The sequence below is a fragment of the Mycobacterium sp. ACS4331 genome, from assembly GCF_001667265.1.
Lineage (GTDB): Bacteria > Actinomycetota > Actinomycetes > Mycobacteriales > Mycobacteriaceae > Mycobacterium.
The window spans coordinates 53,169-65,306 of record NZ_LZHW01000001.1 but is presented as its reverse complement, the minus strand read 5'-3'; the positions used below and the strand labels follow the sequence as shown (position 1 = coordinate 65,306).

General features: G+C 68.6%; 10 protein-coding genes. 2 read left to right on the top strand and 8 right to left on the bottom strand.

Features of this window, described 5'->3' with window-relative positions:
• Nucleotides 1-91 precede the first annotated feature (91 nt).
• From A5727_RS00265 to A5727_RS00245, 5 genes are all read right to left on the bottom strand, one after another.
• Nucleotides 92-802 carry a hypothetical protein gene (locus tag A5727_RS00265; RefSeq protein ID WP_068242565.1) on the bottom strand — a complete coding sequence of 237 codons (711 nt, stop codon included), beginning with the start codon at nucleotides 800-802 and terminating at the stop codon, nucleotides 92-94.
• Between the two features lie 10 nt (nucleotides 803-812).
• Nucleotides 813-1,688, bottom strand: coding sequence for a hypothetical protein (locus A5727_RS00260; RefSeq protein WP_068242562.1), 876 nt, complete (start codon nucleotides 1,686-1,688; stop codon nucleotides 813-815).
• Between the two features lie 288 nt (nucleotides 1,689-1,976).
• The gene (locus A5727_RS00255) at nucleotides 1,977-2,888 is read right to left on the bottom strand and encodes an alpha/beta hydrolase fold domain-containing protein (protein ID WP_068242558.1); all 912 of its coding nucleotides are present in this window, start codon (nucleotides 2,886-2,888) and stop codon (nucleotides 1,977-1,979) included.
• Nucleotides 2,889-2,894: 6 nt separating this feature from the next.
• The gene (locus A5727_RS00250; RefSeq protein WP_082949501.1) at nucleotides 2,895-4,121 is read right to left on the bottom strand and encodes an aromatic ring-hydroxylating oxygenase subunit alpha; all 1,227 of its coding nucleotides are present in this window, start codon (nucleotides 4,119-4,121) and stop codon (nucleotides 2,895-2,897) included.
• A gap of 2 nt (nucleotides 4,122-4,123) precedes the next feature.
• Nucleotides 4,124-5,044: a metal-dependent hydrolase gene (locus A5727_RS00245; RefSeq protein ID WP_068242555.1), complete on the bottom strand. Its 921-nt coding sequence runs from the start codon at nucleotides 5,042-5,044 to the stop codon at nucleotides 4,124-4,126.
• 99 nt (nucleotides 5,045-5,143) lie between these two features.
• On the opposite strand from A5727_RS00245, the gene A5727_RS00240 reads away from it, so the two are divergent.
• On the top strand, nucleotides 5,144-7,096 hold the full coding sequence (locus A5727_RS00240; protein WP_068242552.1) for a flavin-containing monooxygenase: 1,953 nt from the start codon (nucleotides 5,144-5,146) through the stop codon (nucleotides 7,094-7,096).
• Here the strand turns inward: A5727_RS00240 and A5727_RS00235 are convergent.
• Together A5727_RS00235 and A5727_RS00230 are read right to left on the bottom strand one after the other, a co-directional pair.
• Nucleotides 7,072-7,977 carry an alpha/beta fold hydrolase gene (locus A5727_RS00235; protein WP_068242549.1) on the bottom strand — a complete coding sequence of 302 codons (906 nt, stop codon included), beginning with the start codon at nucleotides 7,975-7,977 and terminating at the stop codon, nucleotides 7,072-7,074. The two genes, A5727_RS00240 and A5727_RS00235, sit on opposite strands and share 25 nt — an antisense overlap.
• Nucleotides 7,974-9,746: an N-acyl-D-amino-acid deacylase family protein gene (locus A5727_RS00230; protein ID WP_068242546.1), complete on the bottom strand. Its 1,773-nt coding sequence runs from the start codon at nucleotides 9,744-9,746 to the stop codon at nucleotides 7,974-7,976. The genes A5727_RS00235 and A5727_RS00230 overlap by 4 nt, the downstream gene beginning before the upstream one ends.
• A gap of 78 nt (nucleotides 9,747-9,824) precedes the next feature.
• Between A5727_RS00230 and A5727_RS00225 the strand changes: the two genes are divergently transcribed.
• Nucleotides 9,825-11,558, top strand: coding sequence for a DUF3556 domain-containing protein (locus A5727_RS00225; protein ID WP_068242589.1), 1,734 nt, complete (start codon nucleotides 9,825-9,827; stop codon nucleotides 11,556-11,558).
• Here A5727_RS00225 and A5727_RS00220 read toward each other — a convergent pair.
• On the bottom strand, nucleotides 11,527-12,135 hold the full coding sequence (locus tag A5727_RS00220; RefSeq protein WP_068242542.1) for a TetR/AcrR family transcriptional regulator: 609 nt from the start codon (nucleotides 12,133-12,135) through the stop codon (nucleotides 11,527-11,529). The genes A5727_RS00225 and A5727_RS00220 overlap by 32 nt on opposite strands.
• Nucleotides 12,136-12,138 lie beyond the last annotated feature (3 nt).

The following is a 12,138-nucleotide window of genomic DNA, read 5'->3' as shown; positions in this document are numbered from 1 at the left end:
GGGCGGCGCGGGGGGGGGGGGCTGCGGACGCAGGGGCGGCGAGGGCCGCAGCACCGTGGTCCTCTCCGGGTCGAAGGGCGGATGAGTCATGTCAGCCCTCGAGCGGGAGCATCAGGAACTCGTCGAGGGCCTCACCGAAGGTGGTGAGTTCCAGATCGGGTTCGTAGTAGATGACGGCGGCCCCGGGCGGAAGGTCCGGCGAGGTCAGCAGATCTGAATACGTCTCGCGGCCCGTCACGCGCAGGAAACGGCGGGAGTCGGGCAGCGCGACCTCGTGGTCCCATTCGGAGTCGAACCAGCCGGGCACACCGTCGTCGGCCGCATCCAGGTATGCCGCATACGTTTTCATCTCGCGCGGCGGGGTCAGGCCGCACGACTCACCGTCCCAGGTGGTGAAACCCGCGTGCACCGTGCGCAGGAAGGTCTGAACGGGCTGCGGCAGCGAGTCGAACAGCGGCGGTTCGACGAAACCGGCCGGGCTCTCCCCCATCCAGGTGGCGTAACCGTCCACCTCGCTGCGCAACACGTAGTCCAGCGTCGGGGCGTCCACCCAGGAGTGTTTGACGACGCGGACGTCGACGAGATCGGTGCGCAGGGCGGCGGCGAATCGCGGGATCAGCGCCAGGAAGTCGGTGTTCCACAACGACAGTGCGGCGGCAATCCGCTGCTGCGGGTCGCTGGACTCAGCCACGGGCCACCACGCCTGCGGGATCAGGGCGCGGGTCGCCGGCCCGGGTTCGAGGATCTCGAACGGGGTGTCCTCCCATCCGGTGAGGGCGTCCGCCAGTTCGTCACGGTCCATCAGGGCTCTCCTAGACTCGGCTGTCTGCCAGTGTGGCAATCAGTTCGGTGAGTTCGGCGCGTTTGCGGTTCTGCAGGGTGGTCTGCGCGTCGCGCCACGTGGCGTCCACGCCCTGCATGTCGGCGGCCGATCTCGAATTCTTGTTGACGACGTTGACCACCGACGGCAGCCACTGCAGATTGAGTGGGGCGTTGAGCACCAACCACATGTCGTCGGGCGAGAGCTCCATGAACCGCGGCAGGTACATGATTTCGACCTTCGGCACGATGTGGTCGGCCGACACCGCCGGACTGCCGTCCCGGCGGGACCCGACCGTGGTCCACGGCTGGGAAGGATGACGGTCGCCGACTTGGGGTCGCGGCTGCCCCTGCAGTGAGGTGTTCGGGAAGTTCTTCATCGGTGTCGACAGCTTCTTCACCACGTCCCAGACGGGGCGGATGGGGCTGTCGCTGGGGACGGTGACTCTGTTGTTGGGCAGCGTCGGCACCGGAGCCGGCGGCGACCACCCCGGCGGCACCTGTGTCTTGGCCTGCGTCAGGTCGTTGCGCGCCTTGCTGGTCAGCGGCGGCGGCAGCGGACCGCTGTCGGTGAGCTTGGTCGCGGCGGCGGCGCAGGCCCGCAACTTGGCGGCATTGGCATCACGCTCGGCGTTGAGCTGCTCGGCCTCCCGGTTATAGGGGTCCGCAATGTGGGGCGGTGCTACCCCGCCGGGCGGGCGGCGCGCGTTGTGCGCGTCGATCTTGGCGCCGGTGGCCTCGGCCGCTGCGAGTTGCGCCGCGCAGACCTCGCCATCGGCATGCGCCAGCGGCGGGTTGACCAGTGCGGCGAAGCCCGTGACCAGCGCAAACAGGACCGTGAGCACGGCTGTGATGAAACGTCTGCGCACCTGTCGGCCTCCTCGAAACTGTTGCATTTCGAGGCTATAACCGTTGCAGATGGGCTAGGTGCACCAATTTTCTGTAGCGGCCCGCCTGGGTCCGGGCTGGTGTGTCATCACGTGATGACGCCGCACAGAACAGGGATGTCCGGGGGGACCTGACCGGGGACCCTCCCGATCACACGCCGTCACCAAACGATGACGCGCCCCAGACGAGGGGTGTCAAGGGGGACGCGACCAAGGACCCTCCCGACCACACGCCGTCACCAAACGATGACGCCCCCCAGAGGAGGGGTGTCAGGGAGACTCGACCAGCGCGGACCGCACGCTGCGGCACTGGCTGGCGAAGAACCGCTGCGACACCGACGCGTTGGGGACGACCATGTCGAACACATGGAACGCCCCCGGCGCGACGTGCACGTCGACGGGCACGCCGGCCTCGGAGAGGCGATGTCCGTAGGCAACGGATTCGTCGTGGAAGAGGTCGAGCGCGCCGACCCCGATCCACGCCGGCGGCAACCCGGCCAGATCCGTACGCCGCCCCGGGACCGCGACCGCCGGGTCCGCCCCACCCAGGTACCACCCCCACGCGACCTGATTGTCGCGACCGGACCACATGACGCGGGGCACCTGGCCCGGCGCAGCACCGGTGCGGTCGTCGAGCATGGGATGGCTCAGCACCTGCAGGGCTACGTCGAACTCGCCACGGTCGCGGGCCAGCAGGGCCAGCGCAGCGGCGAATCCCCCACCGCCACTGGCCCCGCCGACTCCGACGCGGGCCGGGTCGACCCAGGGTTGACCCATGACCCAGGACAACGCGCGATAGCAGTCCTCGATCGGCGTCGGATACGGATGCTCGGGCGCCAACCGATGATCGACCGCGACCACCGTCACGTCGGTGAAGTTGGCCAACCTGCGGCAGAAGCTGTCCTCCTGCGCGGCGCCGCCCATCGCGGTGCCACCCCCGTGGATCCACAGCAGGGCGGGGCCGGGGTCGGCCGCCCCAGCCGGACGGTGCACGCGCACAGTGACATTCGCATCGACCACGGCGGTGTCGACATCGTCGATCCGCCCCGCGCGGACCGCCAGGTTCATCAGCGCCCGCGGCACCGCCAGGCCGCGATGCAGCCCGTATCCGCCGGGAAGCACACGCGCCGCGAGCCTCAGCTGAGGGTCGACCCTGCGCAGTTCAGCGCCAAGGCGCGCCATCGCGACTCACACGTCCCTGGGCACGGCGAGCGCGGCATCCCACTGCTGGTGCAGATGCTGGACCAGGGGCTCGGACCGGCCGAGGAGGATGTCCTTGAGACCGTGCTCTGCACCGCGCTGGCACGCCTCGGCGGCCGGGAAGTCCTCGTCGCGCAATACCGCGGTGGCACCGTCGAATCCGGCCTGGGCCAGCATGCTGTCGGAGTCGTCTCGGATGGGATGCAGTGCGCCACCGACCATGTGGACCACGCATGTGCCGGCCGTGTCGCCGGGATAGACCCGCAGCATCAGCGTCGACACCGGGGACTCGACCAGCACGCAGCTGGGGAAGATGCCGTAGACCACCGATCCGCTGAACCGCTCGGGCCAGTCGTCCTCCGGGACGTCGCGCAGTTCCTCGATGTTGCGGAACGGGAAGGCCCACCGGCAGTGCGCACCGAAGACGTCGAACACCGAGTTGTTGGTGACGATGGGCGCCAGGGTGTCCTTGTGCAGGAACGGAAAATGGTAGCCCTCGAAGTTCACGTCGACGGCCAGCTTCCAGTTGGCCCGCAGGGGCAGGTCCACGGTCTGTGCGTGGGCGTACTGTCCGAAGCCGAAGCTCTCCAGGTCCTCGGCGGCGTCGTCGAGAAACCCGTCCACCGCAACGGATTCGTCGAGGCCGACGACGATCAGCCCGGCCTGCTCGCTGACCGGCAGCGGGCGCAACCCACGCTGGGACAGATCCACGCCCGCGAACATCGCGCGCCCGGGCAGGCTCGCCAGCCGGCCCCGGCTGTCGTAGGTCCACGCGTGATACGGGCAGGTGAACCTGGTGGCGTGCCCGCAGCCCGCGGCGACCTGCGCCCCGCGATGCGCGCACACGTTGACGAATGCCCGCACAACCCCGTCGTCGGAGCGCAGCAGCAGGATCGGGGTGCCCATGACGTCCTTGGTGGTGTAATCGCCCGGTTCGGCGATCTCGCCGCCCCAGGCCACGACATGCGGTGTCCGCCGCATCATGTCGCGGTCCGCGGCAAACCGTTCGGCGCTGGTGAACACCTCCGCGGGGACGGTGAGGACCTCGGCCGCGATGTCGAGACTTCGGTTGTCGACGTGGTCGAGGACACGACGCGTCATCGAACGGACGAAAGGCTGTTGCGCGGTGACGGTTTCGGCGGCCTGGCGCACCGGGGCGAGGACCTCCTCGAGGTCACCGGCGGTGTCGAAGGAGAACGCGCGTTCCTCGGTCACGGTCAGTCCACCGCGCCCACCGAATACCAGCGCGCCGCACTCCTGGGCTCGACGGCGAACCGCCGGAACCAACGGTCGGCGAACGGCGGCAGGTTCTCGGTCTCCGGGTTGTGACGGGGCGCCTGCGAGCGGATCAGACCGAGGACCATGGCCAGCATCTCGCGTTTGGGCACACCGGCATAGGTCGCCTGCTCGCGGCTGGCCAGGTCCCGTGCGGCGCGCTGCGCGGCCAGCAGCTCACGCGGCGACATACCGCTGGGGATCAGCGCACTGAACCGGCCGCCGTCGTCCTCCGGCACGTGCTCGCGGAACCCGCGGGAGATGATCTCAAGCACCTCGTCGATGTGTTTGACCACGCCCACAAGGGTTTTCAGTCGATACAGGTAGCTGTCGTGCACCGCGTCGTACACCCGCAGCGCGGAACTGCGGTGCTCGATCTCCTCGACGAAGTGCCACAGGAACAGCGACGCCACGCGTTCGTCTCCGGGTGCGAAGAGTTTGTCCTCGTGGTCGAGGAACACCTTGAAGTACGGCGTGAACGTGGCCTCCACGGCGGCCGTGTAGCCGAGACGCCAGGCCAGGGGTTTGGTGGCCGTCAGCCGATCGAACGACGCCGTCACCTCGTCCATGGTGTCGCGCAGCCCGGGCCAGCGCCGGGCCAGGGCACGCACGTGGCTCATGTGCGCCGCGGAGTGCTGCGCCTCCTGCCGAAGGTAGGCCTGCGCCTCCTCGACGACCTCCGGGTCGCGGATCAGCGGCATGGCCTCCCGCGTGGCGTCGACGATGAACTTCTCGAACCCGGGTGCGAACAGCGAGACCAGATTGCACTGCATCGCGAACGCCGGTCGCGCGGGCTGCCAGAGGAAGGGGATGTCGTCGCCGGCGAAGTCGAAGCGCACGCGCCGCACCTGAAGGTCGGTCATCGGCGACTCCCCCCTCGACTGGACAATCCTTGTGATGTGTCAACCCTGACGCTAGCATTGCCGACGGGGTCAGACAACGGTGTGCTGAATGGGGATGACATGGACCTGACGACGGCGAGTCACTCCGACGCTCTGCTCGGGTTGCCGTTCGATCACCCCGATGAGGTCATTCGCGAGGCCGTCGAGCAGGCCAGCGTTCCGGCACTGCTGATGTCGATGGTGCACATGACCGGCGATCTGGGCCTGCTCGACGAACTGCCCCGCCCGCCCCTGCTGATCCCGATGGACCTGCAGGGCGGGTACGCCGAACCGGACAAGCAGACGGTCCGCGCACGAGCCTTCGACGTGATCCGCGCCTACCGGGACCGGGGCTGCCCGCCGCCGTTCGCGCCGGACGCCGACCAGATGCGGGTCATGTTCGAGGCCATCGCGCCCGGGCAGGTCACCGACGAATACCTCGACTACGTCGCCGCGGACCTGCGCCTCACCGACGCCGACCAGGCCGGTCCCCCGCTGGCCTCGACGCCGGAGCAGCGCGCCGCGTTCCCCGTCGTCGTGATCGGTTGCGGCGAAGCGGGTCTGCTCGCCGGCATCAAACTCAAGCAGGCCGGGTTGCCGTTCACGATCATCGAGAAGCAGGCCGGCGTGGGCGGGACGTGGCGGGCCAACCGTTATCCGGGCTGCCGCGTGGACATCGCCAACCAGTACTACGCGTACTCGTTCGAGCCGACCGACCACTGGACGCACTATTACTCCGAACAGCCGGAGATCCTGGCCTACCTCGAAGACGTCTTCGACAAGCACGGGATCAGTGAGCACATCCGGTTCAGCACCGAGGTCAGCGAGGCCGTCTGGGACGACGCCTCGGCGACATGGCGGGTGGCCATCCGCTCGGCCGACGGCACCGACGAGGTGCTGCGGGCCCGCGCCCTGATCTGTGCCGTCGGCCAGTTCGGCAACCCCGTCATCCCGGACATCAAGGGCGCGAGCAGCTTCCAAGGCCCGTCGTTTCACACCGCCGACTGGCCCGACGACCTCGATGTCGCCGGTCGGCGGGTGGCCGTGATCGGAGCGGGGGCCAGTGGATTCCAGCTGGTGCCGGCCATCGCCGAAAGTGCCGCGCACGTCGACGTCTACCAGCGCACGCCGCAGTGGATGGCCCCGAACATCGCCTACCACGACCAGATTCCCGATGGTGCGCGCTGGGCGATCCGCCATCTGCCGTATTACGGGCGCTGGCTGCGCTTCCTGTCCTGGTGGCCGCTGACCGATGCCGCACAGGAACGCGTCATGGTCGATCCCGGCTGGGACACCGGCGGGCTGTCCTGCGGTGAGGCCAACCACGCCATCCGCGAGATGCTGATCGCGTGGATGCGGGTGTTCACCGACGACGAGGATCTGCTGGCGAAGGTCATCCCGGACTATCCACCGATGGGCAAGCGCATGCTGCAGGACAACGGGACCTGGCTGCGCACGCTGCAGCGAGACGACGTCGACCTGATCCGCGACGGCATCGTCGCCATCGACCCGGACGGGGTGACGACCGTCGACGGCACCCACCGGCGCGCCGACATCCTGGTGTGGGCCACGGGTTTCGACGTCAACCACCAGTTGGGCCCGATCGACATCCGCGGCCTGGACGGGGTGTCGCTCAACGAGGCGTGGGGAGACGCGCCGTATGCCTATCTCGGTGTGACGGTCTCGGGGTTCCCGAACTTCTACTGCATGTACGGTCCCGGCACCAACGCCGTGAACGGCACCAGCATCATCTACAACTCCGAATGCCAGATGCGCTACATCATGGGCTGTCTCGACATGGTCATCGCGAACAACGCACGCTGGGCCACCCCGAAGACGCACGTGTGCGCCGACTACCACCGTCGCAACCAGGCCCAGCTCAAGACCATGGTCTACACGCACCCCAAAGTGGTGAGCTACTACAAGAACTCAGCCGGGGAGGTGCCCACGCTCTACGGGTTCCGCATCGTCGACTACTGGAAGTGGACCAGCCGGGTCGACCCCGACGACTACGAGGTGGCGCCGCCCGCGTAGTCGCCGATGAGCCGGTGCACGACATCGGGCTGATCGAGGTGCATGAAATGCCCTGCGCCGTCGATGACCTCGTGCCGGCTGCCGGGTGGAAGGCCCTGTGCGCTGATGGTGCCGATCCGGACGTCGATGGCGCCGTCGATGCGGCCGTGCAGCACCAGAAGCGGTGACATCGGCTGCTGCGTCATACCGTATCGGTCCAGGTCGGGCTGCCCGCTGCCGCGCCGCAGCGGTCGCGCGATCGCGCGGTAATACGCCAGCGCAGCAGTGCGCCTGTCCATGTCCGGCAGGCTCTCCCACAGCCGCGCCAGGTCCTCGCGGGCGTCGTAGCCCGGCGGGCACCAGTCCCGCCACAGCTTGGGGATCACCCGGTCCAGGTTGCGTTCGGAGATCCTCGGAAGCTGCTGGAACAGGATGTACCAGCTCATCTTCAGCTGCCGTGGGAGCAGCGGCGCCATCCTGCGGGCGTTGCCGGGAGTCCGCAGGCTCGCCGGCAGCGGTACGCCCATCGTCACCACGGTGCCGAACGGGTTGCCCGGGTAGGCCGTGATCCCCGCGGACGCCAGCCCGCCCCAGTCGTGTCCGACGAGGACCGCGTCGTCCCCGCCGCCGAGTGCCGCATGCAGTTCCATCGCGTCGAACATCAGCGCACCGATCCCGTAGTCGCCGTCGCGCGCGAGTTCGGTGGGTGCGTAGCCGCGCATGAACGGTGCGACCACCCGGAAGCCCTGCGCGGCGAAGTGCGGGCCCAGGTGGCGCCAGGTCCACGCGGTGTCCGGGTAGCCGTGCAGGCACAGCATCAGCCGGCCATCCTCCGGCCCCCAGGCCAGTGCCTCGAAACGCAGGTGCGGCAGGTCCAGGGTCACCCGCTGTGGCTCAGTCATACCGTCAGACTCGCATGCCCGGAGGCCAGCTGCGTCGGCGCGTTGCGGGGACGGCCGTCGGCGCGCAGGAAGCTTCCGGTGCGCTGCCTGCCGACGAGGTCGGTGGGGACGCCGTCGCGGAACACCGTGTTACCCGCCACCAGAACGGTTTTCACGGTCTCGTCGTTGCGGTTGACCATGCGTTTGAGTCCGCCGAACGCCTCGACGGGCGCCTCGTGGTAGGCGGTGAGTGTCGAATCCAGCCGCTGCGGGTCGAGCACCACGACGTCGGCCCAGTCGCCCATCCGCAGGTGCCCGGCATCGAGGTGGTACCAGTCGGCGAGCTCGCCGGTGAGGCGGTGCACGGCGCGTTCGACGCTCATGAACCCGGTGTCGCGGACGTGGCGCAGCAGCCGCAGGCCGCTGTTGTAGAACGCCATGTTGCGCAGGTGGGCACCGGCGTCGGAGAACCCCATCTGGATGCCGTTCTTCACCGCGAGCTGCCGAAGCGCCTTCGGCCGGTGATTCGAGATCGTGGTGCGCCACCGCAGCCGCTCACCGTGTTCGAGGACGAGGTCGAGGAACGCGTCGACCGGATGCAGCCCACCGCGCTCGACCCCGACCTCCCCGAAGCTCTTGCCCAGCAGGCTCTCATCGGGGCAGGCCACGATCTCGGCGTCGAAGAAGTCGCGGTGCCAGGCCCGGGCCCCGAACCGGCTGTCGTAGTCCTTGCGGAACTCGCGGCGGTAGGTCTCGTCGGCGAGCAGCGCGTTGCGCTCGAACTCGGTCTTGAGATGCAGTGCGGCGGCACCGGATCCGAACTCCTCGAAGATCACCAGGTCGATGCCGTCGGCGTACACCTCGAACGGCACCGGGAGGTGCTGGAAGCGGAAGTCCCCGCCGAGACGGTTGGCGATCGCGGCCAGCGCCACCGTGAGCCACATGCCGCCGGGCGCGGACTTCATGTCGGCGGCGGCCAGCAGGCTGGTCTTGAGCCGCGGGCGGCCGATCCCGACCGACTGGAACGCCTGCGAGGCGATGTTGTGCGGGTGCGTGATGTCGGGCCCCGACTGCAGCGCGCGGTCCCGTCTGCGCAGAATCGACTTGAGCCGGCGCAGTTCGCGGGCCTTGGCGTAGGTCGACGGCAGGGTGCGCGACCGGCAGACGTCGCCGTCGAGCTTGTCGAAAAGCAGTTGCTGCGAGGACAACCCGATGAAGCCCGCGTCGAGGGCCTCGTTCAGCATCTCCTCCATCCGGGCCTGTTCGGCTTTCGTCGGCCGGACGTCCTTGCGGGTGGCGCGGTCCAGGCCCATGACCGCAACGCGCATGTCGGAGTGGCCGATGAAGGCCGTCACGTTGGGGCCCAGCGGCAGCGTCTCGAGGGCCTCGACGTACTCCTCGGCGTTGGTCCACGTCTTGTACTCACCGAGGATGCGCACGACGTGCTCATGCGGGATGGCCTCGACCCGGCCGAACAGGTCGGCGGCCTCGGAGGCGTTGACGTGCACCGTCGACAGCGAACAGGACCCCATGACGATCGAGGTGACGCCGTGGCGCAGCGACTCGGTGAGCGCGGGCGCGGGCAGCACCTCGGCGTCGTAGTGGGTGTGGATGTCGATGATGCCCGGGATGACCCAGCAGCCGGCGGCGTCGACGACCTCGGTCCCCTCGATCGGGTCCGAGGTCACCGCGGCGATGCGGCCGTCCCGGATACCGAGGTTGCGCAGGGCCGATGGGCCTCCCGTGCCGTCGAAGAGACGGCCGCCCCGGATCACCGTGTCGAAAGTCATGGCTGCGTCTTCTCCTCAGATCGGCGGGTGAGTTGACAGTTTAGTGTTTCCGTCCACCCATTGTGTTACTTTGCCGACGTGGGATTCCCCGAACCCAACATGCCCCAGGTGGACCCCGCGCAGTGGCCCGCGCTGAGTCGCTCGGAACGCATCAAACCGATGGCACGGCACATCGCCGAACACGGCATGGGGAATCCCGACGTCTTCTATCTGCTCTACACCGTCAAGATAGGCCTCTACGTCCTGGGCGGTGCCTGTTTTGCGTTGTCCACCGCAGGCATCGACGGGTGGGGCGACATCGGGTCGTGGTGGAGCGAACCGATCGTGTTCCAGAAGGTCGTGCTGTGGTCGCTGCTGTTCGAGGTGCTGGGCCTGGGCTGCGGGTTCGGTCCGCTGACCGGCAAAGTCGCGCCGCCGATGGGCTCGCCGCTGTACTGGCTGCGGCCCGGGACCATCCGGCTGGCGCCGTGGCCGTCCCGGATCCCGTTCACCGCCGGTGACCGCCGCTCGGTGCTCGACGTGCTGCTCTACGCGGGCCTGCTGGCCGCCACGCTCATCGCGCTGCTGTCCGACGGCGCCGGGCCGGTTGAGCAGCTGGGCACGTCGGTCGGGTTGATCCCGGTGGAGAAGATCGTCGCGGTGCTCGCGATCCTGGCGGTGCTCGGACTGCGCGACAAGGTCATCTTCCTGGCGACCCGCGGCGAGGTGTACGGGGCGTTGACGGTGACGTTCCTGTTCGCCGGCGCGAACATGATCGTCGCCGCCAAGCTGGTGATGCTGGCCATCTGGATCGGGGCCGCGACCTCAAAGCTGAACCGGCACTTCCCCTTCGTGGTCGCGACCATGATGGCGAACAACCCGCTGGTGCGGGCGCGATGGATGAAGCGGATGTTCTTCCGCCGCTTCCCCGATGACCTGCGGCCCGGCCGAATCCCGCGGTTCCTGGCGCATTTCGGCACCGCGGTCGAGTTCGGGGTGCCGCTGGTGCTGTTCTTCTCCGACGGCGGCGTGCTCACCTACGCGGCGGCGTTCGTCATGGTGGTGTTCCACCTGGTGATCCTCACGGCGATCCCGCTCGGTGTGCCGCTGGAGTGGAACGTCTTCATGATCTTCGCGGTGCTGACGCTGTTCGTCGACAAGGCCGCGATCGGGTGGACGTCGGTCACGGCCCCGTGGCCCATCGTGGCCCTGATGGCGGTGATCGCGACGACGATCGTGATCGGCAACGTGGCGCCGAGGAAGGTGTCGTTCCTGCCGGGCATGCGGTACTACGCGGGCAACTGGGACACCTCGCAGTGGTTCTTCACCGAGGCCGCCAGCGCGAAGATGGCCGAGCACCGCATCGGACTGGGTCTGGTGCAGCACAAGCAGATCGAGAAGCTGTCCGGCCCCGAGACCGCAAAGGTGGCGCTGGCGCTGGGCCACGCGTTCCGGGCGATGTTCGCCCACGGTCGCGCACTGATGACGCTGTGGGGCCACGTCATCCCGCCCGGACGCGACGCCGACTACTCGGTGATCGACGGCGAGACCGTCGCCGGCTATGCGGTGGGCTGGAGTTTCGGCGACGGGCATCTGCACAACGAGCAGCTCATCACCGCGCTGCAGCGCCGCTGCGCCTTCGAACCCGAGGAGTTGCGCGTCCTGATCCTCGACGGGCAGCCGATCCATCGGCAGTGGCAGCGCTACCGGATCGTCGACGCCGCCACCGGGCTGATCGAGTCCGGCACATTCCGGGTCGCCGACGTCGTCGACCGGCAACCCTGGGAGCACGATGTCCCGATCACGGTCGATGGCGGGCGATCTCGGCCGTGACGACCGGACCCAGCCAGCGGCGCACATAGCCGCGCAGCGCCTCGCCGGAGCGGGGCGGGCGGCCCGGATCGATCATGAATGACTGCAGCAGGCGCAGCATGTACTCGACCAGGTCATCGATCGCGGCGTCATCCATGCCCAGCGCGGCCCAGTCGACGTCGAGGCCGGAGAGGATGCCGTGCCCGAACTGCTTGGCCATATCCGAAGTGACCTCGGTCGAGGTCCGACCGAAGTCGTTGGCGAGCATCAACTGCACGGGCTTGTCGTTGGGCAGCCACTCCAGGGTGAACGCGAAACTCTCCACGAGCGCGTCGACGGGATCGGTGATGCCCCTCAGGTGCGCGCCGAGGCGATCGATGAACCGCACGCCCGACCGGTTGGCCACGGCCTCCAGCAGCGAGTTCCCCGGAAAGTAGTTGTAGACGGTCTGGCGGGACACCTCGAGGGCACGCGCGACATCGGCGACGCGCATCGCGGCGCCCCGATCGTCGATGGCCGCGCTGGCGGCGTCGAGGATGCGCTCGATGGCCTCCTCGTCACTGGCGGGCGTGGCTCCGCCCCACCCGTGCGTGCGCATGGA